This window comes from Mycobacterium sp. IS-2888, assembly GCF_001954215.1.
Classification (GTDB): Bacteria; Actinomycetota; Actinomycetes; order Mycobacteriales; family Mycobacteriaceae; genus Mycobacterium.
Map to the genome: position 1 here is coordinate 1 of NZ_MBET01000073.1, position 25,251 is coordinate 25,251.

Below are 25,251 nucleotides of genomic sequence, written 5' to 3' on the forward strand. Positions count from 1 at the left end.
GCATGGGGTCCACACCCCGAGCCCGCGGGCGCGCACCAGCGTTGGCTGTTTGGGTTTTGGCGTTACTGGGTTCCGCCCGGGCCGCGGGGGGCCCCGCCGCCCCCGCGGGCGGGGGACCCGGGGCTGAACCCGGGGCCGAGGAAGAGGAACGCTCCGTGGCTGTATCCGCCGCCCAAGCCTTCGACGCGGATGCTGCACGGATACTTGCCGTCGGGGCCGACGATCACGATGTTGTTGCTGTAACGCAGGTATTCGCTCTTGTCGTTGTCGGCGCGCGCGTCGGGTGCCTGGTAGTCGGCGAGCGTGTCGGCGACGTCGTCGGGCGATCCGCTGCACTGGTAGCGCGTTCCGCTGGCGTCCGTGGCGTACGCGTGGTAGTGGTCGGCGACGTAGGACCCAATGTCCTTGTTCAGCAACACGATTCCGAAAACCAGCGACGCGATGGCCGCGACGGCCAGGCCGCCGGAAAGCCAGAACAGGCCCTTGCGGCTCATGGGTGCCACCGGCTCGCCGTGTGCACCACCATGCCGCCCGACCCCACCGGGCGGAGCGGGTAGAGATGCCATGTCTGCCAGCGCCAGCCGGCGCCGTCGGGCTCGGCGGCCAGCGCGGTCAGGGCGGCGTCGTCGCCGGGAAAGGTTCCGCCGAGCCAACCGGTTTCGGTCGCGCAGCGGCGGCGAAGTTCGTGCGCGAGTTCGCGAAACGCTGCCTCATCGCGGGTGTCGGTCCGCGACTCGATGCGGTAGCCGGGCGCGTCGGCGTGCCCCGGCAGCCCGCCGCCGTGGCTGCGCGCGGCGCAGGAGACCTGCTCGGAGAACCGGCTGCCGGCCTTCTCGACGGTGACGACGTGCGATGCGCCGAGGACTCCGAGCAGCAGGGTGCCGCCGCCGGGATGGTTCAGCGCATGGCTGGCCAACGGGTCCGGCGCGGGGGCGTTGAGCGCCAGTCCGAGCCTGTTCCCGGACACGTCCGCCGGAGTCACTGCGAGCTGATGAAGCGGCACCGACGTCGCCTACGGGGAGGGGGCTGGGGGCGCGGGGTAGACGGTCAGCTCGCCGGGCGACACGGACTTGCCCGTGGATACCTCCCAGGGCGTGTCCGGTGCCCAGCGTTCGAAGGAGAGCAGCACGCTCTCGTCGGCGTTGGCGCAGTCGACGAATTCCATCTCACCGCCGGCCGGCAGGCCCGTCGTGCCTTCGGTGGTGTACGAGGCGCGACCGCGCTCCGACTCGTGAAAGGTCACCCCGTCGACCACGTACTGGTCGCCGGGCCGCAGCGTCACGTCCTTGCGGGTCACCCACATCACCAGCTCCAGGCGCCCGTCGTCCTCCTCGACGCTGAACCAGAGCGGCTGGTCGCCACCTTCCAGCAGGTGCTCCCACCACACGAACGGGCCCTCGCGGAAGGTCACCGACCCGCGCACCACGTAGTCGACGCCGCCGTAGCTGACGATGGCGCCGGGGCCCAGGCTGCGCGGCCCGAACTGCGGCATCGCGTCGGCGGAAAGCGGATCCTGGCGCCCGCGCCGCGCGGCCGGTTGCTTGGGCCGCCGCAACGCCACGACGAGTACCACGATGGACGCGACGAACAACACCGCGGCTATCACGACCAGCAGTGTTCCCACGCATACCCTTCCGTGCCCGCGGCGGTCCAGCGAATGTGGGCTTTAAGTTAACAGCTTTCGCTGGGCCCGTCGCCGCAACACGACCCGGTGACCGGTGCCGCGTGTCCTACCCGGCGCGGTCGGTATCGCCCGTTAGGCTATCGAACAGCTGTTCGGTACGCGATATAGGGGAGCGGGCGCATGCGCGTGATGGGCGTCGATCCGGGGCTGACCCGATGCGGGCTGTCGGTCGTGGAAAGCGGGCGCGGCCGAGACGTCGTGGCGCTGGACGTCGACGTGGTGCGCACCCCGGCGGATGCACCGTTGGCCAAGCGGTTGCTGGCCATCGGCGAGGCCGTCGACCACTGGCTGGACACCCACCGGCCGGACGTCGTGGCCATCGAGCGAGTGTTCTCTCAGCACAACGTGATGACGGTGATGGGCACGGCTCAGGCCGGCGGGGTCGTCGCGCTGGCCGCCGCCAAACGCGGCATCGACGTGCACTTCCATACGCCCAGCGAGGTCAAGGCCGCGGTCACCGGCAACGGGGCCGCCGACAAAGCACAGGTCACCGCCATGGTCACGAGAATCCTTGCGCTGCAAGCCAAACCGACACCGGCCGACGCGGCCGATGCGCTGGCGCTGGCGATCTGCCATTGCTGGCGGGCGCCGATGATCGCCCGGATGGCGGCGGCCGAGGCGGTGGCCGCGCGCCAGCGCCGCGCCTACCTCGCGAAAGTGAAGGCCGCCCGATGATCGCGTCGGTGCGCGGTGAGGTGCTCGAGGTGGCCCTCGATCACGCGGTGATCGAGGCCGCCGGCGTCGGCTACCGGATCAACGCGACGCCGTCGACGCTGGCGACGCTGCGCCAGGGCAGCGAGGCCCGGCTGATCACGGCGATGATCGTGCGTGAGGACTCGCAGACGCTCTACGGGTTCCCCGACTCCGAGACCCGGGATCTGTTCCTGACACTGCTGTCGGTGTCGGGCGTCGGGCCGCGGCTGGCGATGGCGACGCTGGCCGTGCACGACGCCGCGGCGCTGCGGCAGGCGTTGGCCGACGGCGACGTCGCCGCGCTGACCCGGGTGCCGGGCATCGGCAAGCGCGGCGCCGAGCGGATGGTGCTGGAATTGCGCGACAAGATCGGCGCGATTGCCGGGTCGGCGCCCGCCCCGGCGGTCAACGGCCACGCCGTGCGGAGCCCCGTGGTAGAGGCCCTGGTCGGCCTCGGTTTTGCGGCCAAACAAGCGGAGGAGGCCACCGACAGCGTGCTGGCCGGCGATCACGACGCGACGACGTCGTCGGCCTTGCGGGCGGCGCTGTCGCTGCTGGGTAAGGCCCGGTGAGCCGATGAGTGCCGAGGACGACTTCGCCGACCCGGAGGTCCGGGAGGTTTCGCCCGCGCTCGCGTTCGGCGAGGGCGACATCGACGTCAGCCTGCGGCCCCGCACGCTGAATGAGTTCATCGGCCAGCCGCGCGTGCGCGAGCAGCTGCAGCTGGTCATCGAGGGGGCCAAGAACCGCGGCGGCACACCGGATCACATCCTGCTGTCCGGCCCGCCGGGCCTGGGCAAGACGTCGCTGGCCATGATCATCGCCGCCGAGCTGGGGTCCGCGCTGCGGGTGACGTCGGGGCCCGCGCTGGAACGCGCCGGCGACCTGGCCGCGATGCTGTCCAACCTCGTCGAGCACGACGTGCTGTTCATCGACGAGATCCACCGCATCGCCCGGCCCGCCGAGGAGATGCTCTACCTCGCGATGGAGGACTTCCGGGTCGACGTGGTCGTCGGGAAAGGCCCTGGGGCGACGTCGATTCCGCTGGAGGTCACGCCCTTCACCCTGGTCGGCGCGACCACCAGGTCCGGCGCGCTGACCGGCCCGCTGCGCGACCGCTTCGGCTTCACCGCGCACATGGACTTCTACGAGCCGGCCGAGCTGGAACGGGTGCTGGCCCGGTCCGCCGGAATCCTGGGCATCGAACTGGGCGCCGAGGCCGGGGCGGAGATCGCGCGGCGCTCGCGCGGCACGCCGCGCATCGCCAACCGGCTGCTGCGGCGGGTGCGGGACTTCGCCGAGGTGCGCGCCGACGGCGTGATCACTCGCGACGTCGCCAAGTCCGCGCTCGAGGTGTACGACGTCGACGAGCTCGGCCTGGACCGGCTGGACCGGGCGGTGCTGTCGGCGCTGACCCGCAGCTTCGGCGGCGGCCCGGTCGGCGTTTCGACGCTGGCGGTGGCGGTCGGCGAGGAGGCCACCACCGTGGAAGAGGTGTGCGAGCCGTTCCTGGTCCGCGCGGGCATGATCGCGCGCACCCCGCGGGGCCGGGTCGCGACCGCGCAGGCCTGGACGCACCTGGGCATGACCCCGCCGGCCGGTGTCACCGGACTGGGGCAACCGGGGCTCTTCGACTAGCTCGCCGCCGGCGGCTTGGGCATTTCGCGTTCAAATCGTGACCTTCGCGCCGGGGCGCCGCCAGAAGGCCCGCTGGCTGGGGCTTTGCGGCGACGGCGGGCGCGCGCGCCGGTCACACCGGCCACAGCAAACGCAGCCGTGGCCGCGCGCCGGTTACATCCAGGAGCCGTCGGGTATCCGAACCCACAGCAGTAATGCCTGTTGAAGGAGATTCAGATGAGGCACACGAACGCTGACTATGAACGCCCCCGCGCGCTGTACATGCCACGCAGCCGCGGCGCGTTGACCGGGCTGCTCTTGATCCTCTTGGGTGCCTGGGGTGCATTGGTGCCGTTCTTCGGACCCAACATCGATTGGGCGTACATGACCGACCCGGCCTGGACGTGGAGGACGGCGAAAGGCTGGCTGGAGGTGCTGCCCGGCGCGGCCGCCGCAGTGGGCGGCCTGCTGGTGCTCTTCTCCGGTAACCGCGCCAGCGGTGTGTTCGGCGGCTGGCTGGCGGTCTGCGCCGGCGCGTGGTTCGTGGTCGGCCGCGCTTTCGCATCGACCCTGAGCATCGGCGACGTCGGCCAACCGGCGGCGGCGACCGACCTGAAGCGTGCCCTGCTCGAGGTCACGTACTTCACCGGTCTCGGTGCGTTGATCGTGTTCCTGGGTGGCGCCGCCGTGGCGCGCCTGGCGGTCCGGCACGCGCGCGACGTCGCCGTGGCCGCACCGGCGCCCGTCGCCGAGGAGGAGCCATTACGCGAACCGGTTGCGGCCGAGCCCGACGGGCACCGCGGGCGTGGACTTTTCCACCGTCACGACGGTGGTGGGCTATTCCGCCGGCACCACCACGTCGGCGCCTAGCGCCCTAACCGGCTGAGGGTAGTCGCGGCGACACCAGGTCGGTAGTGTTCATCGGCGATGATCACTGCCGCCCTGGTGTTCGCTGGCCTGGCCGCCCTGCTGCACGTCTATATCTTCACGATGGAGTCGCTGACCTGGACCTCGCCGCGCACCCGGGCCACCTTCGGGACGACGTCCGAGGAAGCCGAGACCACCAAGCTGCTGGCGTTCAACCAGGGTTTCTACAACCTGTTCCTCGCGGTGGTCAGCGGCATCGGCATCGCCGCGATTGCCATGGGGCACAACGCCGTTGGAGCCGCACTGGTTTTCGCGGGCGTCGGCTCGATGGCTGCGGCCGCGCTCGTCTTACTGCTGTCGTCGCCGGACAAGGCGCGCGCCGCCTTGACGCAGGGCACTTTTCCGGTGATCGCTGTGGTGCTGCTCACACTCGGTCTCGCCGTTTAGCGGTTACTTCGTCTCGACGCGGGGTATCCAGGCACCTGCTGAAGTAGCCCGGCGACAATTGAGGAGAGCTAATGAAACACCCATTAAACGGCCACCCATTGTGGATGCCCCGCTCGCGCGGCGCGGTGAGCGGATTGCTCCTGGTCGTCCTGGGTGCATGGGGTGCGTTGATACCGTTCGTCGGTCCACGCTTCAACTTCGCCTACACGCCCGACCAAGATTGGGCATGGACCTCGGCCCGGGGCTGGCTCGAGGTGCTACCGGGGGGCGCCACCGTCCTGGGTGGCCTGCTGCTGATCTTTTCCGGAAACCGCATGACCGCGATCGTCGGCGGCTGGCTGGCGGCCGTTGCCGGGGCATGGTTCGTGATCGGGGGGCAGATCGCCCCGCTCCTGGGGATCGGGTCGGCCGGGGATCCGATTGCCGCGACCGACCGCAAGCGGGCCGCGCTCGAGGTGTCGTACTTCTCCGGCCTGGGCGCGCTGATCGTATTCATCAGCGGCATCGCGCTGGCGCGCCTGGCCGTGCGGTTGGCGAGCGACGTCGAGGCCTTCATGGAGCCGGCGGAACTCGCCGGACCCGCGGAACCGGCCTCGGCACCCGCCGGCGAGCCGGTGTACATGTCCGGGCTGGAGGAACCGGCGCGCGAGGTGTCCTCGGGCGCGTTCACCAAGCCGCGGACGGCCGAAGACGGACCGAAGCCCAAGGGCTGGCGGCGGCATCGCGCCGGCACCGAGGCCGGTGGGGCCAACGCGTATCTGCGCTGGCCCCATCCGCAGAGCTGAGGCCGCCCGAGCTGAGGCCTTAGAGCAGCGGCCTTAGAGCAGCCCGAGCAGCCGCAGGTCGCTGACGTACTTCGCGATGATCGGCGGCGTGATGTGCGGAATGTCTTTGTCCGGGCCCACTTTCGCGTCCTGGACCGCCGCGCGGAACCGATCGGTCGGCGCCATCGAGCCGTTGATCGGCTTGTCGGGCTTCTGGTAGTTGTGCAGCAGCGGCAGTAGCGAGGCGTTGCGCTGCTTTTCGGGCAGGGCGCGCAGCGCGGTCTCGAACCGCTGCAACCACTCGCCGTAGTCGTCGATGCGCTGGATGGCGCACCCGGCGACGGCCGGGTCGATCAGCCAGTCGACGAACTCGTCGAACCCGATGCCGTCGTCGTAGGGGTTCATCACGTGGTACGTCGCGAACCGGTCGGCGCTCTGGGCCCCCAGCGTCGCGATGGCCTCGGCGATGAACTCGACGGGCAGGCCGTCGTAGTGCGCGCGCTGCCGGTTGCCCTCGGCCCCCAGCTCGTAGAACGAGCCGGGTGCGATGCCGGTTGCCACCAGGCTCAGAATCGTCCGGGTGAACATGTCCGGCACGTTGAGCTGACCGGCGTAGGTGGTGTCGGCGAGGATCATGTCGCAGCGGAACACCGCGACGGGCAGGCCGCACAGGTCGTGCGCCTCGCGCAGCAACACCTCGCCGGCCCACTTGCTGTTGCCGTAGCCGTTGGCGTAGCTGTCGCTGATCCGCCGCGTCGCGCTGATGGTCCGGATATCGGCGTCCTCGGTGAACTTCCCGGGCTCGATCTGGTCGCCCACGCCGATCGTCGACACGTACGTGTACGGCTTTTGCTTGCCGGTCAACGCGATTCGGAGCAGCTCCGCGGTGCCCAGCGCGTTCGGGCCGAACAGCTCGCTATACGGCAGCACGTGGTTGACCAGCGCCGCGGGGTCGACGATCAGGTCGACGGTGTCGGCCAGCCGCTGCCACGTCGCCGGATCCAGGCCCAGGTTGGCCTCGCCCTTGTCACCCGCGATGACCTCCAGGTGGTCCGCGGCCAGCTTCCGGTAGTGGGCCAGCAGCGCCGGGTCGGAATCAAAAGTGTTGTCCAGCCGGGCCCGCGCGTCCTCGTCGGACTTGGCCCGCACCAGCGCAATGACCTTGCCGCCGACGAGGTCCATCCGCTCCAGCCATTCCAGCGCCAGGTAGCGCCCCAGGAACCCGGTAGCCCCGGTCAGCAGGACGGTGCGCACCTCGGCGCTGGGCCGCGGCAGCGTCGGCGCGGCGGCCAGCGTCGCCCCGTCGATGAACTTGTCCAGGGTGAGGTCACTGGCGTACACCTCGGTCGTGTCGCGGCCGTGCACGGTGGCAAAGCTCGGACGCTTCGTGCCCTGCCGCTCGCCTTCGATGTAGTCGGCTATGGCCTGCAGGTCGCTGGCCGGGCTGACGATCACACCCACCGGCACGTCGATGTCGAAAATCTCGCGCAGCAGGTTGCCGAATGTCAACGCGGACAACGAGTCTCCACCCAAGTCGGTGAAGTGCGCGCCGGGCGACAGGTCGGTGGTCGCCGCGCCGAGCAGCGCGGCCGCGGCCCGGCTCACGGTTTGCAGGACCGGGGCGTCGGACCCGCTGCGGCGCAGTTCGCTCAACTCATTGGCCTGTCCCTCGGCCAGTTCTGCGTACAGCTCTTCCAGCCGATCGCCGTAGTGTTGCTTCAGCTTCGGCCACGCCAGCTTGCGGATGCCGGTGAGCAGACCGTTCTCGAGCGTGAAAGGCGTTGTCTCGATAAGGAAGTCGCGCGGCACCTCGTAGGACTGCAGGCCCGCCTCCTTCGCGACGGCCTGTAGCGAGTCGGCAATCAGCGGCTTGAGCGCCGCAATGTCGTTGCCGGCCAACGCTTCTTCGGTGGGAACCACGACCGCCAACAGGTACGGGTGGGCGCTGTTGCCGTAGACGTAGATCTGGCGGACCAGTGGGCTGTTGCCGAAGACCGCCTCCAGCTTCGCGACGGTGACGAACTCGCCCTGCGCGAGCTTGAGCACATTGTTGCGGCGGTCGACATAGACCAGGCGGTTGGGCGCGACCTCGGCGACGACGTCTCCGGTGCGGTAGTAGCCGTCGGCGTCGAACACGTCGGCGGTCACCTGGGGCCGCTTGTAGTAGCCGGGGAACATGTTCTCGGTCAGCAGCAGCAGTTCGCCGCGCGGGTAGGGCCGGTCGGTGGCGAAGTAGCCGAGGTCCGGGACGTCGACGAGCTTGTAGTCGATGACCGGCGGGCGCTGCACCTCGCCGTCGAACAACACCATGCCGGCCTCGGTGGAGCCGTAGCCGTCGAGTAGGTGCATTTCCAGTAGGTCTTCGACCCACGCCTTGAGCTCGGGGGAGGTGGGCGCCGATCCCGTCATCGCGAAGATGAACCGACCGCCCAGCAGGTTTTGGCGCAAGTCCTCCATGACCTCGGCTTCGTCGGCCCCGCGGTCGACCTGACGCTGGTATTCGCCGTAGATGGTCTCCCAGATCCGCGGCACGAAGTTCATCTCGGTGGGCCGCACCAGCGCGAGGTCGTCGAGCAGTGTCGACAGGTCGCTCTTGGCCGCGAAGTACGCGGTGCCGCCGTTGCCGAGGGTGCCGTAGAGGATGCCGCGCCCCATGACGTGGCTCATCGGCATGAAGTTCAGGGTGATCGACGCGGCGGTGGGGCCGAACCAGTTCCTGCTCGACCGGCGGAACATCTTGGCCACGTTGCGCTGCGGGTACATCGCGCCCTTGGGCGCTCCGGTGCTGCCGGAGGTGTAGATCAGCAGGGCCAGGAGATCGTCGTCGTCGGGCGCGGCGACCGGTCCGGCGGGCAGGTCGTTGCCGCGGGCGAGCACGTCGTCCAGCGTCTCCACGATCGTGTCCGTCAAACGGGTGCGCGCCGCCGCCACTGCGTCGCGGTGGTCGTCGACCTCGGGGTGGTAGTCGAACACGACGAGCCGGGCGGGTGCGGGGCCGGTGCTGACGAGCTCGACGGCGTCGGTCAGCTGGTTGACGCTCGCGGCGATGACGGTGGGCTCGGTCTCGGCCACGATCGGCTGCAACTGGCTGAGCGCCGCGCTGGTCTGCAGCGGTACCGACACCGCGCCGATCTGGCCCAGCGCCATGTCGATGGTGGTGTAGTCCACGCCGGTGAAGCCCAGCACGCAGACTCGGTCGCCGGCGCGGACCGAGTCGGTGGACCAGGCGCGTGCCAACGCGCCGACCCGGTCGCCGAGCTCACGATAGGTGATGGTGTCGAAGTGGTTGAGCAGCTCGGCGACGGTGCGCCCGCTCGCCGGGTCCGTGACGAACTCCACGGCGCGCCGGCCCAGCGCGGGCCGGTCGGCGTATCCCTCCACCAGGGTCGCGACGATTTGCGGCAGTCGCAGCTCGGGCTGCTCCAACGCGGCGGCGACGGCGGGGTCCGGTCGGGCGGCGGCGAACTGTGGGTCGTTGGCGGTCAGGTCCTCGACGCGGCGGGCAAGCCACTCTTCACGGGTAATAGTCGACATAACAGTTCCCCTGTACTGACTGAGAAATGGTCTGTGCGCGACGCTGCGCTGACCGACATAACGTTAGCTAAACTAAAGGTATTCCACAATGGCCGTGGCCGACATGTGAGATGCCACACGAAGGGGCTAGAGCTCGCCCAGGGTCCGGACGACGATGTCGAGTCCTTCGGTCAGCAGCTCTTCGCTGATGTTCAGCGGCGGCAGCAGCCGGATGATGTTGCCGAACATGCCGCAGGTCAACACGATGACGCCGGCGGCGTGGACGGCGGTGGCCAGCCTGTCGGTCAGCTCGGCGTCGGGCTCGGCGGTGCCGGATTTCACCAGCTCGATGGCGATCATGGCGCCGCGGCCACGCACGTCGCCGATCCGGTCGTCGGCGGCCTGTAGGCGCAGCAGCGGTTCGGTCATCAATCGTTCCAGCTGCCGGGCGCGCTCGATCAGGCCGTCGCTCTCGATCGTCTCGATGGTGGCCAGCGCCGCGGCACAGGCGACGGGGTTGCCGCCAAAGGTGCCGCCGAGGCCGCCGACATGCGGGGCGTCCATGATCTCGGCGCGCCCGGTCACGGCCGACAGCGGAAACCCGTCGGCGATGGCCTTGGCGGTGACGATCAGGTCGGGCTCTAGACCATTGGGGCCCTCGTGCTCGCAGGCGAACATCGCCCCGGTGCGGGCGAAGCCGGTCTGCACCTCGTCGGCGATGAACACCACCTCGTTGTCGCGGCACCATTCGAGCAGGGCCGGCAGGAAGCCCTCGGCCGGGACGATGAAACCGCCCTCGCCCTGGATCGGCTCGATGAGGACGGCGGCCAGGTTTTTCGCGCCCACCTGCTTGTCGATGACGCTGATGGCGCGCTGCGCCGCCTGCTCGCCGTCGGTGGCCAGCTCCTTGTCCAGCAGCCCGTCCCGGTAAGGGTAGGACAGCGGCGCCCGGTAGATCTCCGGCGCGAACGGACCGAATCCGCTCTTGTAGGGCATCGACTTGGCCGTCAGCGCCATCGCCATGTTGGTGCGCCCGTGGTAGGCGTGGTCGAACGCGACGACCGCGGGCTTGCGGGTATAGGAGCGGGCGATCTTGATGGAGTTTTCGACCGCCTCGGCGCCGGAGTTGAACAGCACCGAGCGCTTCTCGCCGGATCCCGGGGTGATCCGGTTGAGTTGTTCGGCGACGGCGACGTACAGCTCGTAGGGCGTCACCATGAAGCAGGTGTGGGTGAACTCGGCGACCTGGGCGCGCACGGCGTCGACGACGCGCGGCGACGAGTTGCCGACCGTGGTGACGGCGATGCCCGAACCCAGGTCGATGAGCCGGTTTCCGTCGACGTCCTCGACGATGCCGCCGCCGGCACGGGCGGCGAACACCGGCATGGCGACGCCGACACCCCGCGGCACCGCGGCGGCGCGCCGTTTGGTCAGTTCCAGCGATGCCGGACCGGGGATTTCGGTGACCAGCTGACGAGTCTGCTCGAGGCTGGCCACGACGTCCTCCTCACCGCGGCGCGAGTGTCACGTCGCGAACAAAAGCGTATCTGGTCAGCCAGACCCCGGCCGACCTGTGAGCTGCCAGACCGGACGGGCACACTGGACCCTTACGAGAGAAATACCGAGACGAAAGACGGGTTGATGGATAGTTTGGTCTTGTTCTTGCCGTTCCTGCTCATCATGGGCGGCTTCATGTACTTCGCGTCGCGGCGGCAGCGCCGCGCGATGCAAGCCACGATCGACCTGCACGAGTCATTGGAGCCCGGCGACCGGGTGCACACCACGTCCGGCCTGCAGGCCACCGTCGTCGCCATCGCCGACGACACCGTCGACCTCGAGATCGCGCCCGGCATCGTGACCACCTGGATGAAGCTGGCCGTCCGGGACCGGATCGAGCCGGAGGACGCCGAAGACTACGACGAAGACGACGAGGACTCCGCCGACGATCACCGGGTGACCGAGGATTCCTAGGGCGCCACGTAGGCTCTGTCGGGGTAGAAACCGATTCGCAAGGAGATATGAAGGAACGTGGCATCGTCTTCGGCGCCGGTGCACCCCGCCCGCTACCTGTCGGTCTTCTTGTTGTTGCTCGTCGGCGTGTATCTGCTGGTATTTCTCACCGGGGACAAGCGGGCCGCCCCCAAGCTCGGTATCGACCTGCAGGGCGGCACCCGCGTCACGCTGACGGCACGCACCCCCGACGGTTCGCGCCCGAGCAGGGAGGCGTTGGCGCAGGCGCAGCAGATCATCAGCGCGCGCGTCAACGGGCTGGGCGTTTCCGGGTCGGAGGTCGTCGTCGACGGTGACAACCTGGTCATCACGGTGCCCGGGAACGACGGCAACGAGGCCCGCAACCTGGGTCAGACCGCGCGGCTCTACATCCGACCGGTGCTCAACGCGGTGCCGGCGCAGGGCGCCCAACCGAAGCAGCCCTCGCCCGGCGGAATGCCGCCCGGGGCCCCGCCCGCCGGTACGCCGCCGGTGCCCGGCCAGCCGGCGCCCCCGGGCCAGCCCGGGGAGCCACCGCCGCCGGATCCGCGCAAGGATCTCGCCGAGCGCATCGCCGACCAGAAAGCGTTGCGGCAGAGCACCAATCAGTACATTCAGACGATCGCGCTGGAAGTGCAGGCCAAACACTGCGACAAAGAGGACCTCCTGGCCGGCAACGACGACCCGGCCCTGCCCCTGATTACCTGCTCGACCGACCACAAGATGGCCTACCTGCTGGCGCCGTCGATCATCAGCGGCGACCAGATCCAGGACGCCACGTCGGGGATGAACCAGCGCGGGCTCGGTTACGTCGTCGACCTGCAATTCAAGACCGCTGCGGCAAACACGTGGGCCGACTTCACCGCCGCCCATATCGGTACTCAGACCGCGTTCACCCTGGACTCGCAGGTCGTCAGCGCCCCGATGATCCAGGAAGCCATCCCCGGCGGACGCACCCAGATCACCGGCGGTGATCCGCCGTTCACCGCGTCCACCGCGCGCCAGCTGGCCAACGTGCTGAAGTACGGGTCGCTGCCGCTGTCCTTCGAATCGTCGGAAGCCCAAACGGTTTCCGCGACACTGGGTTTGACGTCCTTGCATGCGGGCCTGATCGCCGGTGCGATCGGATTGGTCCTGGTGCTGCTGTATTCGTTGCTGTATTACCGGGTGCTGGGATTGCTCACGGCGCTGTCGCTAACCGCTTCCGGCGCAATGGTTTTCGCGATCTTGGTGTTGCTGGGCCGATATATCAACTACACCCTGGACCTGGCGGGTATCGCCGGTCTGATCATCGGCATCGGCACCACCGCCGACTCGTTCGTGGTGTTCTTCGAACGCATCAAAGACGAGATCCGCGAAGGCCGTTCGTTCCGATCGGCGGTGCCACGAGGCTGGGTGCGGGCGCGCAAGACCGTCGTGTCCGGCAACGCGGTGACCTTCCTGGCCGCCGCGGTGCTGTACTTCCTGGCCATCGGCCAGGTCAAGGGATTCGCGTTCACCCTGGGGCTGACCACGATCCTCGACCTCGTGGTGGTGTTCTTGGTGACCTGGCCACTGGTATACCTGGCGTCCAAGTCTCCGACGCTGGCCAAGCCGGCGTACAACGGCCTGGGGGCCGTTCAGCAGGTTGCCCGCGAACGCCGGGCTGCGTCGCACGTGAAGACGGGACAGGGATAGCGCATGGTTGCCTCCAAGGCCCCCAAAAGCAAGACGGAAACGGACGCGGTCGAAATCACCGAAGCCACCGAGGGTGCCGTCGAGCTGACGTCCGGCGCGTCCGCCCAGCTGCCGCACCACAGCTTCATCACCCGGCTCTACACCGGGACCGGCGCGTTCGAGGTGATCGGGCGCCGTCGGCTCTGGTACGGGATCAGCGGCGCGATCGTCGCGGTCGCGATCGTCAGCATCATCCTGCGCGGCTTCACCTTTGGGATCGACTTCAAGGGCGGCACCACCGTGTCGATGCCGCGTGGCACCGCGACGGCCGCCGCGGTGTCCGATGTCTTCCGGAAGACGCTTGGCCGCGACGCGGAATCGGTGGTCATCGTCGGCAGCGGCGCGTCGGCCACGGTGCAGATTCGCTCGGAAACGCTGTCCAACGACCAGACGTCGAAACTGCGAAACGCGCTGTTCGACACGTTCCAGCCCAAGGGCACCGACGGTAAGCCCAGCAAGCAGGCCATCAGCGACTCGGCGGTGTCGGAAACCTGGGGCGACCAGATCACCGACAAGGCGCTGATCGCGCTGGTGGTGTTCGTGGCGTTGGTCAGCCTGTACATCACGGTGCGCTACGAGCGCTATATGGCGATCTCGGCGCTGACGACCATGTGTTTCGACCTCGCCGTCACCGCCGGGGTGTACTCGCTGGTGGGATTCGAGGTCACCCCGGCCACGGTCATCGGTTGGCTGACGATCCTCGGGTTCTCCCTCTACGACACGGTGATCGTGTTCGACAAGGTGGAGGAGAACACGCACGGTTTCCAGCACACCACCCGGCGCACCTTCGCCGAGCAGGCCAACCTGGCGATCAACCAGACCTTCATGCGCTCGATCAACACCAGCCTGATCGGGGTGCTGCCGGTGCTGGCCCTGATGGTCGTGGCGGTGTGGCTGCTGGGCGTGGGCACGCTGAAGGACCTGGCGCTGGTGCAGCTGGTCGGCATCATTGTCGGCACCTATTCGTCGATCTTCTTCGCCACCCCGCTGCTGGTCTCGCTGCGCGAGCGCACCGAGCTGGTGCGTGGCCACACCCGTCGCGTGGTCCGGCGGCGCAAGCCCTCGCACGAGGACACCGCCGAAGAGCCGGCCGAGGAGAGCGCCGAGGCGGCTGAGGTGGCCGAGCCGTCCGCGGAATCGAGCAAGCCCGCATCGAACAAGCCGGCGCCGGGGGCGCGGCCGGTGCGTCCCACCGGTACCCGGCGCCCGACCGGCAAGCGAAACGCCGGCCGGCGGTAGTCACGTGTGGGGCGGCCGGGGGAGCCTGAGGGGGTCGGCTGCCGCCGCTTTGGCCGTGATCCTCACGACGGCTTGCACGCTGACCGCCTGTTCGGGCAGCGCCGCGTCGCAGATCGACTACGTGGTCGACGGCGGCCTGCCCACCTATAACACGAACACCGTCGTCGGCGCCGCGTCGGCCGGCGCACAGGCGTTCGCTCGCACGCTGACCGGCTTCGGCTATCACGGGCCCGACGGCCAGGTCGTCGCCGATCACGACTTCGGCACCATCTCGGTGGTCGGGGGCGCGCCGCTGGTGCTCGACTACCAGATCGCCGACAACGCCGTCTATTCCGACGGCAAGCCGGTGACCTGCGACGACCTGGTGCTGGCGTGGGCGGCGCAATCCGGGCGGTTCCCCGGGTTCGACGCCGCCACCCAGGCCGGCTACGTCGACATCGCCAACATCGAGTGCTCGCCCGGGCAGAAGAAGGCGCGCGTGTCGTTCGTCCCGGACCGCAGCGTCGTCGACTACACGCAACTGTTCACGGCGACCTCGATGATGCCGTCGCACGTCATCGCCGACCAGCTGAACGGCGATGTGACCGCGGCGCTGCTGAACAACAACGCGGGCCTGGTCGCGCAGATCGCGAAGCTGTGGAACACCACCTGGGACCTCAAGCCCGGTGTCGACCTCAAGCGCTTCCCGTCGTCGGGGCCGTACAAGATCCAGTCGGTCCTGGACGGCGGCGCCGTGGTGCTCGTCGCCAACGACCGGTGGTGGGGCCCCAAGCCCATCACCAAACGGATCACCGTGTCGCCGCAGGCTCCCGACATCCAGGACCGGGTCAACAACCACAGCGTGGACGTGGTCGACGTCGCGGCCGGGTCGTCGGGCACGCTGGCCACCCCGGACAACTACCAGCGCACCGATTCGCCGTCGGCCGGCATCGAGCAGCTGATCTTCGCATCGCAGGGACCGCTGGCGCAGGCGAAGGCGCGCCGGGCCCTAGCGCTGTGCACGCCGCGCGACACGATCGCGCACGACGCCGGCGTGCCGATCGCCAACTCGCGGCTGTCCCCGGCCACCGACGACGCCATCGCCGCCGGCGACGGGGCCGCCGAGGCCGCGCCGTACGGCAAGGCGGACGCTGTCGCCGCGCGCGCTGCGCTGGACGGCGCGCCGCTGACGGTGCGGATCGGCTACCACGGACCCAATGCGCGGCTGGCGGTCACGATCGGGGAGATCACCAAATCGTGCGCCGCGGCCGGTATCACCGTCGTCAACCCCACCCTGGACGGCCCCGGCCCCCAGGCGCTCAAGGACGGAAAGATCGACGTGTTGCTGGCGAGCACCGGGGGCGCCGCGGGCAGCGGCTCGACGGGGTCGTCGGCGATGGACGCCTACGACCTGCACAGCGGCAACGGCAACAACCTGTCCGGCTACGCGAATCCCCAGATAGACGGCATAATCGGCGCGCTCGCGGTGTCCGCCGACCCCAGCGAGCGGATCAGGTTGCTGGCGGAGAGCGCCCCGGTGCTGTGGGGCGATTTGCCGACGTTGCCCCTGTACCGCCAGCAGCGCACGCTGCTGATGTCGAAGAAAACGTATGCCGTGAGCACGAATCCGACACGCTGGGGGGCGGGCTGGAACATGGACAGATGGGCCCTAGTACAATAAACGAGCGGTGACTAGCGTCTGGGGGAACACTTTGCTGGACAAGATCATCGCCTCGCTGACCCGGAACGTGGCCGACTTTCCCAAGCCCGGTGTCCAGTTCAAGGACCTCACCCCGCTATTCGCCGATCGGGATGCGCTCGCCGCGATCACCGACGCGTTGGCGGAGATCGCTGCCGGTGCTGACCTGGTGGCCGGCGTCGACTCCCGCGGGTTCCTGGTGGCGGGGGCGGTCGCGGAGCGGTTGGGCACCGGCGTGCTGGCCATCCGCAAGGGCGGAAAACTACCCCCGCCGCTGCACGCGGAGGAGTACGACCTGGAGTACGGCAGCGCCGTCCTGGAAATCCCCGCCGACGGCATCGATCTGAACGGTCGCGATGTCGTGCTCATCGACGACGTGCTGGCCACCGGGGGCACCCTCGCCGCCGCGACGCGGTTGCTCGAGCAGGCTGGGGCCAACGTCATCGCCGCGGTCGTCGTCTCCGAACTCGTCGAACTGGGTGGTCGCGAGGCGGTTGCGCCCGTGCCGGTACACAGCTTGAGCTGCGTCTAACCTGGCGGTTACGCGATATCCTCGATGTCGGAGGTGACCACCGTGGCGGACGACAAGGGTGCGGCGCAAGCCCTTGACGCGCCCTTAGAGACGCCCGCGGAGCCGCCTCCGGTTCCCGAGGCGCCGGAGCCGCCGGCCGAAACTCTGAAGGCCCCCAGCAGCGCGTCGCGCCGCGTTCGCGCCCGGTTGGCCCGGCGGATGACCGCCCAGCGCAGCACCCTCAACCCCGTGCTCGAGCCCTTGGTGGCGGTGCATCGGGAGATCTACCCCAAGGCGAACGTCCAGCTGCTGCAGCGCGCCTTCGAGGTCGCCGACCAGCGCCACGCCTCGCAGTTGCGGCATTCGGGTGACCCCTACATCACCCACCCGCTGGCGGTCGCCAACATCCTGGCCGAATTGGGCATGGACACCACCACTTTGGTGGCCGCGCTGCTGCACGACACCGTGGAGGACACCGGTTACACGCTCGAGGCGCTGAGCGAGGAATTCGGCGAGGAGGTCGGCCATCTCGTCGACGGCGTGACCAAGCTGGACCGCGTGGTGCTGGGCACCGCCGCCGAGGGCGAGACCATCCGCAAGATGATCACCGCCATGGCCCGCGATCCCCGCGTGTTGGTGATCAAGGTCGCCGACCGGCTGCACAACATGCGCACCATGCGCTTCCTGCCGCCGGAGAAGCAGGCCCGTAAGGCCCGCGAAACGCTGGAAGTCATTGCGCCGCTGGCACATCGGCTGGGTATGGCCAGCGTCAAGTGGGAACTGGAAGACCTGGCGTTCGCGATCCTGCACCCCAAGAAGTACGAGGAGATCGTCCGGCTGGTCGCCGGGCGCGCCCCGTCGCGGGACACCTACCTCGCCAAGGTCCGCTCCGAGATCGTCAACACGCTGGGCGCATCGAAAATCAAGGCGACGGTGGAGGGTAGGCCCAAGCACTACTGGTCGATCTATCAGAAGATGATCGTCAAGGGACGCGACTTCGACGACATCCACGACCTGGTCGGCATCCGCATCCTGTGCGACGAGATCCGTGACTGCTATGCCGCTGTCGGCGTGGTGCATTCGCTGTGGCAGCCGATGGCGGGACGGTTCAAGGACTACATCGCGCAGCCGAGATACGGCGTGTACCAGTCGCTGCACACCACCGTCGTCGGTCCGGAGGGCAAGCCGCTGGAAGTGCAGATCCGCACCCGCGACATGCACCGCACCGCCGAATACGGCATCGCCGCGCACTGGCGCTACAAGGAAGCCAAGGGCCGCAACGGACTTCCGCACCCGCACGCCGCCGCCGAGATCGACGACATGGCCTGGATGCGTCAGCTGCTCGACTGGCAACGGGAGGCCGCGGACCCGGGCGAGTTCCTGGAGTCGCTGCGCTACGACCTTGCGGTGCAAGAGATCTTCGTGTTCACCCCCAAGGGGGACGTCATCACTTTGCCGACCGGGTCGACTCCGGTGGACTTCGCCTACGCGGTGCACACCGAGGTCGGCCACCGCTGCATCGGCGCCCGGGTGAACGGGCGCCTGGTGGCGCTGGAGCGCAAGCTCGAAAACGGGGAAGTCGTCGAGGTTTTCACGTCCAAGGCGCCCAACGCCGGGCCGTCGCGCGACTGGCAGCAGTTCGTGGTCTCGCCGCGCGCCAAGACGAAGATACGGCAGTGGTTCGCCAAGGAGCGCCGCGAGGAAGCGCTGGAGGCCGGCAAGGAGGCGATGGCCCGCGAGGTACGCCGCGGCGGACTTCCGTTGCAGCGCTTGGTGAATGGCGAGTCGATGGCCGCCGTCGCCCGCGAACTGCACTACACCGACGTGTCGGCGCTCTACACCGCGATCGGTGAGGGACACGTGTCGGCCCGCCACGTCGTGCAGCGGCTGCTGGCCGAGCTCGGCGGGATCGATCAGGCCGAAGAGGAGCTGGCCGAGCGGTCCACGCCGACGACCATGCTGCGACGCCCGCGCAGTACCGATGACGTCGGCGTCTCCGTTCCCGGAGCCCCGGGCGTGCTGACCAAGCTGGCCAAATGCTGCACGCCGGTGCCCGGTGACCAGATCATGGGCTTCGTCACCCGCGGCGGCGGGGTGAGCGTGCACCGCACCGACTGCACCAACGCAGCGTCGCTGCAGCAGCAGGCCGAGCGCATCATCGAGGTGCTCTGGGCGCCGTCGCCGTCGTCCGTGTTTCTGGTGGCCATTCAGGTCGAGGCGCTCGACCGGCACCGGCTGCTCTCGGACGTGACGCGGGTGCTGGCCGACGAGAAGGTGAACATCCTCTCGGCCTCGGTCACCACCTCCGGTGACCGGGTGGCGATCAGCCGGTTCACCTTCGAGATGGGCGACCCGAAACACCTCGGGCACCTGCTCAACGTGGTGCGCAATGTCGAGGGCGTCTACGACGTGTACCGCGTGACGTCTGCCGCTTAAAGGCGGCCTAGGGCAACGCGCCTCGGACGGGCTCAGCCCACCCGCACCGAGGTGATGGTGACCGTGCTGGCGGGCATGCCCTGGTCCCGATTGCCGGCGATGCCGCCCTTGACGATCTTGTCGATGGTCTCCAGGCCCGCCTCGTCGATTGTGCCCAGCACCGTCGAGGTCGGCTCCGTCTCGGTGTCTTTGAACACCAGGTTGAACTGGCTGCCGTTGGTGTTGGGCCCGTTGTTGGCCATCGTGATGGTGCCACGCGGGTACACCACCGTCGCCCTCAGCGCGGGATCGCCGGCCTGGTACTGATTGGCGGGGTATTCGTCGGCGAATTCGTAGCCGGGACCACCGGTGCCCTCGTTGTCGGGGCCGCCGCACAGCAACAGGCCCCCGTCGGCCATGTTGGTCAGCCGGCCGCATTCGGTGTTGTCGAAGAATTGTTGCCGCACCAGGCTGGTGAAGCTGTTCACCGCGCACGGCGACTTGTTGTTGGCGAGCCGGATGCCGATGTTGCCGAAATTAGTGGAGATGGTGGCGGGGATCTCCGCGGGCTCGGTGGACACCCTGCCGGATGGGGGCGGGGTGACAGGCTTGCTCGCCGGATCCGGAGCGGCGGGGTACTGACAGTTGGCGCCAAGGTCGGCTGGCGGAGCGAACGCCGGCAGCGGCGGCACGCTCGGGGCGGCCGACTCCGAGGGTTTGGGGGTCCGGGCGCGGTTCGTTGGCCTGCCCCCGGCGGGCGCCGTGGACGCCGCGCTGTTTTTCGCGGGGGCGTCGCTGTGCGTCACCAGCGCGATGACTAGGGCCGTCACCGCCGCCAGCGCCAGCACCGACGCCCCGACGATGCCCAAGACCAGACGTCTTGAGTGCGTCGGCGGGTGATACGCCAGCCGCGGGTCGACCTCGCCTGTCGGAGCGGGCGGCCCCGCAGCGGACGGCGCGGGAGCGGACGGCGCGGGTGGCGGCGGCAACGGTGTTCGCGACGACGGCGCCGGACCGGGCGCGGCCATGATGCCCGTGCCGACCAGCGCGGCCTTGGCGTCCTCCGCCAGCTCGATCGCGCTCTGGTACCGCTCGTCGACGTCCTTCGCCATTCCCCGGGCGACCACCGCATCCAGGGCCGCCGGCACGTCGGGGGCGGTGATGGAGGCTCGCGGCGGCGCGGTGTTCAGGTGCCCATTGAGCTGCTCTTCGAGGCTGTCGCCGGGGAACGGACGGATTCCGGTCAAGGACTCGTGCAGGACGCAGGCCAACGAATACACGTCGGCCCGGTGGTCAGTGCTGCCGCGGAAACGCTCGGGCGCCATGTACGCCACGGTGCCCATCGTGTGCCCGGTGTGGGTGAGCGCGGTGTCGGCGGCCGTGCGCGCGATCCCGAAGTCGATCAGGTAGACGAAATCTCGCGCGTTGGTGAGCAAGATGTTCGTCGGCTTGATATCGCGATGGACCAACCCCACCTGGTGGGCGCTGTCCAGCGCCGCCGCAACCTGTTCGATCACCGCGACCGCGCGCTGCGGGCTGAGCCGCCCGCCGTTCTCGGTGATGTACTGCGCCAGGTCGCGGCCCTCGATCAGCCGCATGTCGACGTACAGCCGACCGTCGATCTCGCCGTAATTGTGGATGGGCACCACGTGTGGGTCGTTGAGGCTTGCCGCGATGCGTGCCTCGCGCCGGAAGCGTTCCTGGAACTCGGCGTCTTGGGCGAGATGCGTCGGCAGCACCTTGAGGGCGACTACCCGGTCGGTGCTGGAGTCGTAGGCGCGGAAGACTTGTCCCATCCCGCCGCGACCCAAGACATCCAGCAACTGGTAATGGCCGAATGATTCCTTCCCCACGCAACGACCATAAACTTTCGACCGCCCGGTCGTGGGAATCGCGCGAACAAAGCGCGATTAATGTTGCGCCGCTTGAGGGTTTAGTCCAGCAGCAGCGACTTGATGGTGACTTCGCTGTTGGGCGCCCCGTCCTCGCCGCCGCCGGAGACGCCGGCCTTGGCGATCTTGTCCAGGGTCGCCAGCCCGTCGGCCTGGATGGTGCCGAAGACGGTGTATTGCGGCGGTAGCTGAGAATCCTTGTAGACCATGAAGAATTGGCTGCCGTTGGTGCCCGGTCCGGCGTTAGCCATGGCCAGCGTGCCGCGCGGGTAGACCACCGGCTCCTGCAGCTTCGGGTCGTTCGGCGGGTACTGGTCGGTGGGGTACTCGTTGGCGAATTGGTAGCCGGGGCCGCCGGTGCCGTCGCCCTTGGGGTCGCCGCATTGCAGGACGCCCAGCGTGGCCGAGGTGGTCAGCCGGTGGCATTTGGTGTTGTCGAAGTATTTCTGGCCGATGAGGCTCGCGAAACTGTTGACCGCGCAAGGTGATTCGTTGTTGGCCAACATCAAGCCGAGGTTGCCCTGGCTGGTCGCCATGCTTGCGCTGACTTGGGCCGGGTCGGTCGGAATCTTGCCGGTGCGCGGCGGCTTGACCGGCTTGGCGGCCGGGTCCGGCGACGCCGGGTACTGACAGTTGGCGCCGGTGGTGGCCGTAGGCTTGAACGGCGGCAACGGCGGTACCTGGCCAGTCTGCGGAGCGGTCGTCGTGGCCGGCGCTGAGCTGCCGGCCGGGGTGGTCGTGGCGGCGGTGGTGTTCTTGTGCTCGCTTTTGCTGTTGACCACGGCGATCACCACGGCGGCCACGATCGCCACCGCGACGATCGAGCCACCTGCGATGAGCGCGATCCGGCGCCGTTTGGCTTGCTTTTGGCGGCGTTCCAGCTGCCGTTCGAGTTTGCGCTTGGCGTTCGCTCGTCGCTGTTCGTTGGTCGGCACGGCCGGTATGCCTCCATGGTTGCTTCAGTCGGGGCCAACTTGCCTGCTCAGGCTAATGTGGGCGCGGTGCCCGGTGTCAACCGGGCCCCGTGGGAAACTGGGAACCGTGTTGATCACCGGATTTCCCGCCGGCGTGTTGCAGTGCAACTGCTACGTGCTGGCCGAGCGGCCCGGAACGGATTGCGTCATCGTCGACCCGGGACAGCGCGCGATGGGCGCGCTGCGGCGCATCCTCGACGAGAACCGGCTGACTCCGGCGGCGGTGTTACTCACCCACGGCCACATCGACCACATGTGGTCCGCGCAGAAGGTTTCCGACACGTTCGGCTGCCCGACCTACATCCATCCCGAGGACCGGTTCATGCTGAAAGACCCGATCTACGGCCTGGGCCCGCGGCTGGCCCAGGTAGTGGCCGGCGCGTTCTTCCGCGAGCCCAAGCAGGTGGTCGAGCTGGACCGCGACGGCGACAAGATCGACCTGGGCAGCGTGACTGTCAATGTCGATCACACACCCGGGCACACCCGCGGCTCGGTGGTGTTCCGGGTCTCCGCGGACAAAGATGTGGTGTTCACGGGAGACACGCTCTTCGAGCGCTCGATCGGGCGCACCGACCTGTTCGGGGGTAGCGGCCGCGACCTGCTGACCTCGATCGTCGACAAACTGCTGGTGCTCGACGACGCGACCGTCGTGCTGCCGGGGCACGGCCCCTCCACCACGATCGGCGCCGAACGACGTTTCAACCCGTTCCTCGAAGGCCTGAGCTCGTGACGGAGTTTGTCGCCCCCAAGGGAGTGCCGGACTACATCCCGCCGGAGTCGGCGCAATTCGTCGCCGTGCGCGACGGGTTGCTCGCCGCGGCCCGCAGGGCCGGTTACGGCGACGTCGAGCTACCCATCTTCGAGGACACCGCGCTGTTCGCCCGCGGCGTCGGCGAATCCACCGACGTGGTGTCCAAGGAGATGTACACCTTCGCCGACCGCGGTAACCGCTCGGTGACGCTGCGGCCCGAGGGCACGGCCTCGGTGGTGCGGGCGGTGATCGAACACGGCCTGGACCGCGGCGCGCTGCCGGTGAAGCTGTGTTACGCCGGCCCGTTCTTCCGCTACGAGCGTCCGCAGGCCGGCCGCTATCGCCAGCTGCAGCAGGTGGGCGTGGAGGCGATCGGTGTCGACGATCCGGCGCTGGACGCCGAGGTGATCGCCGTCGCCGACGCCGGGTTCCGCTCGCTGGGCCTGGACTGGTTCCGGCTGGAAATCACCTCGCTGGGCGACGACAGCTGCCGCCCGCAATATCGGGAACTGTTGCAGGACTTCCTGTTTGGGCTCTCACTTGATGAGGAGACCCGTCGCCGTGCCGAGATCAACCCGCTGCGGGTGCTCGACGACAAACGTCCCGAGGTGCGGGCGATGACGGCCGATGCGCCGGTGCTGCTCGACCACCTCTCCGATGTCGCCAAGCAGCATTTCGACAGCGTGCTGGCGCACCTGGACGCGCTGGGCGTGCCGTATGTCCTCAATCCGCGGATGGTGCGCGGGCTGGACTACTACACCAAGACGACGTTCGAGTTCGTGCACGACGGCCTGGGCGCGCAATCCGGCATCGGCGGCGGCGGCCGTTACGACGGCCTGATGCGCGAGCTCGGCGGACAAGACTTGTCCGGCATCGGGTTTGGGCTCGGCGTGGACCGGACCCTGCTGGCGTTGCGGGCCGAGGGCAAGAGCGTGGGGGAGACGACGCGCTGCGAGGTGTTCGGTGTGCCGCTGAGCGAGCCGGCCAAGCTGCGGCTGGCGGTGCTGGCCGGGCAGCTGCGCGCGTCCGGAGTCCGCGTCGACATGGCCTACGGCGACCGCGGGCTCAAGGGCGCGATGCGCGCGGCGGACCGTTCCGGTGCCCGCTTCGCGCTGGTCGCCGGTGACCGCGATCTCGAGGCCGGCACGATCGGGGTGAAGGACCTCGGCTCGGGTGAGCAGGTCTCGGTGCCGGTGGATTCGGTTGTCGCCGAGGTACTTTCGAGCCTGGGGCGCTGATGACCGGCAAGGGATTACTCACCATGGACCTGATGTGCCCCGAGGGACACGTCGCCGGCCAACTGATCCAGAACACGGAGCAGCAGTCCATTGCGATCGAGGTGCCCGACAGGGCCCGCGAGGAATGGCCCCGTGGCGGAGACACGATGTACACACTTCTGACCTGCCAGGGCTGCAATCGCCGGGTTTATGGAGCGACGGATGCGATCCGGGAGAGGGCCACCTGGCAGTCGGAGCTCGAGTCCGAGCCGCAGTGCAGATACTCGCTGCGCTACCTGGAGGACGGCCTGACGTAGGTTTGCCGCGCTTGCTATTTCGGCGTTGACCATCCCGCCGGGGTGCCGGGCTGAACCGCGCTGACGAATACCGAAAGCCGGAGAAAATGGCTTATTCCGGCGGATGCGTGAACGTGGAATACTCGACTTTGGATCGATCTCCCCGGGTCTACATGCGTTTTCAGTCAGAAGGGGGAATGGCAGTGATAACCGAACCCGCAACGACATTCGCTCGCATCCTCAGAGGCTACGATCCGGCCGCGGTCGATGCCTATATCGAGAAGCTGATCAGCAAGCAGCAGTTGCTGATCGACGAAAATGAAAGCCTCAGAACCCAGCTGAAGGAATGCGGCGATGAAGCGGCCGCACTGCGGATTGATGTCACCGTCCTCAGGGACGAAGTCGCCGCCCTGACCGAAAGTTCACCGTCGCCGTACGCGATGCAACAGCGGATCGCGGCCCTGCTGCGGCGCACGATCGAAGAGGTTTCCGAAATGCAAGCCGAGGCGCGCGCCGAGTCAGCGGCGCTGATCGCTTCGGCCGAAGCCAAGAACGAGGCCGCGCAGCGAAAGTACAAGGAGCTGTTGGCGGATATTGCCGCGCAGCGGAAAGCGCTCGACGCCGAGTACGAGGAAACCAAAAAGAAGCAAGACGCCGAACTGGCCGGGTTGCGCGCCGAAGCGCAATCGGCGATCGAGGACGCGTGGAACACCGCCCGACGGGAGCATGAGCAGCTGCTTGCCGACGCCAAGCAGGGGGCTGATCAGTATCGTGAGCAGGCCCGGCGGACGGTCGACGAGGCGAGCCAGCAACGAATCAAGATCCTCGAGCAACTGGTGGGCGTGTACCGCGGCCTGGAAGGGTTTCCGGCCACCCTGGAGGCGGCATACGAAGAACGAAAGAATCCGCCGGAGGCGAGCCCGGATACGAGCACGGTGGTGTCGCTGGACCCCAAGATCAGTCGCCTGCCCGCGGGCTTCTAGCCGCG

General features: G+C 68.5%; 23 protein-coding genes. 16 read left to right on the forward strand and 7 right to left on the reverse strand.

Annotated elements, in window-relative coordinates:
- Positions 1-62: 62 nt before the first annotated feature.
- Genes A5745_RS15160 through A5745_RS15170 form a run of 3 tightly spaced genes read right to left on the reverse strand, consistent with a single transcriptional unit; the run spans position 63 to position 1,624 of the window.
- Positions 63-494 (reverse strand): DUF4247 domain-containing protein, encoded by a 432-nt coding sequence (locus A5745_RS15160; RefSeq protein WP_076117007.1) that lies wholly within the window; start codon positions 492-494, stop codon positions 63-65.
- Complete coding sequence (locus tag A5745_RS15165; protein WP_076064618.1) at positions 491-1,003, reverse strand: DUF2617 family protein; 513 nt, start codon at positions 1,001-1,003, stop codon at positions 491-493. The genes A5745_RS15160 and A5745_RS15165 overlap by 4 nt, the downstream gene beginning before the upstream one ends.
- 9 nt (positions 1,004-1,012) lie before the next feature.
- Positions 1,013-1,624, reverse strand: coding sequence for a DUF4178 domain-containing protein (locus tag A5745_RS15170; protein ID WP_076117009.1), 612 nt, complete (start codon positions 1,622-1,624; stop codon positions 1,013-1,015).
- 180 nt (positions 1,625-1,804) lie between these two features.
- Here A5745_RS15170 and ruvC point away from each other — a divergent pair, with 180 nt between their 5' ends.
- The 6 genes from ruvC (at position 1,805) to A5745_RS15200 (ending at position 6,093) form a co-directional block, all read left to right on the forward strand.
- On the forward strand, positions 1,805-2,359 hold the full coding sequence (ruvC, locus tag A5745_RS15175; protein ID WP_076064616.1) for a crossover junction endodeoxyribonuclease RuvC: 555 nt from the start codon (positions 1,805-1,807) through the stop codon (positions 2,357-2,359).
- Positions 2,356-2,949 (forward strand): Holliday junction branch migration protein RuvA, encoded by a 594-nt coding sequence (gene ruvA, locus A5745_RS15180; protein WP_076117011.1) that lies wholly within the window; start codon positions 2,356-2,358, stop codon positions 2,947-2,949. Before ruvC ends, ruvA begins: the two co-directional genes overlap by 4 nt.
- A 4-nt stretch (positions 2,950-2,953) precedes the next feature.
- Positions 2,954-4,015, forward strand: a complete 1,062-nt coding sequence (gene ruvB / locus A5745_RS15185) for a Holliday junction branch migration DNA helicase RuvB (protein ID WP_076117013.1) — start codon at positions 2,954-2,956, stop codon at positions 4,013-4,015.
- Positions 4,016-4,231: 216 nt separating this feature from the next.
- Positions 4,232-4,864, forward strand: coding sequence for a hypothetical protein (locus tag A5745_RS15190; protein WP_076117015.1), 633 nt, complete (start codon positions 4,232-4,234; stop codon positions 4,862-4,864).
- Positions 4,865-4,921: 57 nt separating this feature from the next.
- The gene (locus tag A5745_RS15195) at positions 4,922-5,308 is read left to right on the forward strand and encodes a DUF1304 domain-containing protein (protein WP_076117017.1); all 387 of its coding nucleotides are present in this window, start codon (positions 4,922-4,924) and stop codon (positions 5,306-5,308) included.
- A 71-nt stretch (positions 5,309-5,379) separates the two neighbouring features.
- Complete coding sequence (locus A5745_RS15200) at positions 5,380-6,093, forward strand: hypothetical protein (RefSeq protein ID WP_076117019.1); 714 nt, start codon at positions 5,380-5,382, stop codon at positions 6,091-6,093.
- Positions 6,094-6,126: 33 nt separating this feature from the next.
- Here the strand turns inward: A5745_RS15200 and car are convergent, their stop codons facing one another.
- Together car and gabT are read right to left on the reverse strand one after the other, a co-directional pair.
- Complete coding sequence (gene car / locus A5745_RS15205) at positions 6,127-9,606, reverse strand: carboxylic acid reductase (RefSeq protein ID WP_076117020.1); 3,480 nt, start codon at positions 9,604-9,606, stop codon at positions 6,127-6,129.
- Between the two features lie 126 nt (positions 9,607-9,732).
- Positions 9,733-11,082: a 4-aminobutyrate--2-oxoglutarate transaminase gene (gene gabT, locus A5745_RS15210; protein ID WP_076117022.1), complete on the reverse strand. Its 1,350-nt coding sequence runs from the start codon at positions 11,080-11,082 to the stop codon at positions 9,733-9,735.
- A gap of 144 nt (positions 11,083-11,226) precedes the next feature.
- Here gabT and yajC point away from each other — a divergent pair, with 144 nt between their 5' ends.
- From yajC to A5745_RS15240, 6 genes are read left to right on the forward strand one after another with little or no spacing between them, the layout of a single operon-like run.
- Positions 11,227-11,556 (forward strand): preprotein translocase subunit YajC, encoded by a 330-nt coding sequence (yajC, locus tag A5745_RS15215; protein WP_076064608.1) that lies wholly within the window; start codon positions 11,227-11,229, stop codon positions 11,554-11,556.
- Between the two features lie 57 nt (positions 11,557-11,613).
- Positions 11,614-13,251, forward strand: a complete 1,638-nt coding sequence (gene secD, locus A5745_RS15220; protein WP_076117024.1) for a protein translocase subunit SecD — start codon at positions 11,614-11,616, stop codon at positions 13,249-13,251.
- A 3-nt stretch (positions 13,252-13,254) separates the two neighbouring features.
- On the forward strand, positions 13,255-14,529 hold the full coding sequence (secF, locus tag A5745_RS15225) for a protein translocase subunit SecF (protein ID WP_076117026.1): 1,275 nt from the start codon (positions 13,255-13,257) through the stop codon (positions 14,527-14,529).
- A gap of 25 nt (positions 14,530-14,554) precedes the next feature.
- Positions 14,555-16,189 carry an ABC transporter substrate-binding protein gene (locus A5745_RS15230; RefSeq protein WP_076117062.1) on the forward strand — a complete coding sequence of 545 codons (1,635 nt, stop codon included), beginning with the start codon at positions 14,555-14,557 and terminating at the stop codon, positions 16,187-16,189.
- A 7-nt stretch (positions 16,190-16,196) separates the two neighbouring features.
- Entirely contained in the window at positions 16,197-16,739 is a 543-nt protein-coding gene (locus tag A5745_RS15235) for an adenine phosphoribosyltransferase (RefSeq protein WP_240563157.1), read from the forward strand.
- A gap of 24 nt (positions 16,740-16,763) precedes the next feature.
- Positions 16,764-19,154: a bifunctional (p)ppGpp synthetase/guanosine-3',5'-bis(diphosphate) 3'-pyrophosphohydrolase gene (locus A5745_RS15240; protein ID WP_371336960.1), complete on the forward strand. Its 2,391-nt coding sequence runs from the start codon at positions 16,764-16,766 to the stop codon at positions 19,152-19,154.
- A gap of 32 nt (positions 19,155-19,186) precedes the next feature.
- Here A5745_RS15240 and A5745_RS15245 read toward each other — a convergent pair whose 3' ends face one another.
- Together A5745_RS15245 and A5745_RS15250 are read right to left on the reverse strand one after the other, a co-directional pair.
- Complete coding sequence (locus tag A5745_RS15245; RefSeq protein WP_083662942.1) at positions 19,187-20,929, reverse strand: protein kinase; 1,743 nt, start codon at positions 20,927-20,929, stop codon at positions 19,187-19,189.
- A gap of 137 nt (positions 20,930-21,066) precedes the next feature.
- Complete coding sequence (locus A5745_RS15250; protein WP_076064605.1) at positions 21,067-21,960, reverse strand: peptidylprolyl isomerase; 894 nt, start codon at positions 21,958-21,960, stop codon at positions 21,067-21,069.
- A gap of 106 nt (positions 21,961-22,066) precedes the next feature.
- Between A5745_RS15250 and A5745_RS15255 the strand changes: the two genes are divergently transcribed.
- The 4 genes from A5745_RS15255 (at position 22,067) to A5745_RS15270 (ending at position 25,246) form a co-directional block, all read left to right on the forward strand.
- Positions 22,067-22,729: an MBL fold metallo-hydrolase gene (locus A5745_RS15255; RefSeq protein ID WP_076064604.1), complete on the forward strand. Its 663-nt coding sequence runs from the start codon at positions 22,067-22,069 to the stop codon at positions 22,727-22,729.
- Positions 22,726-23,988, forward strand: a complete 1,263-nt coding sequence (gene hisS / locus A5745_RS15260) for a histidine--tRNA ligase (RefSeq protein ID WP_076117030.1) — start codon at positions 22,726-22,728, stop codon at positions 23,986-23,988. The genes A5745_RS15255 and hisS overlap by 4 nt, the downstream gene beginning before the upstream one ends.
- Entirely contained in the window at positions 23,988-24,284 is a 297-nt protein-coding gene (locus A5745_RS15265) for a hypothetical protein (protein ID WP_076117032.1), read from the forward strand. Before hisS ends, A5745_RS15265 begins: the two co-directional genes overlap by 1 nt.
- Positions 24,285-24,466: 182 nt before the next feature.
- Positions 24,467-25,246 carry a DivIVA domain-containing protein gene (locus A5745_RS15270; protein WP_076117064.1) on the forward strand — a complete coding sequence of 260 codons (780 nt, stop codon included), beginning with the start codon at positions 24,467-24,469 and terminating at the stop codon, positions 25,244-25,246.
- Positions 25,247-25,251: the final 5 nt, after the last annotated feature.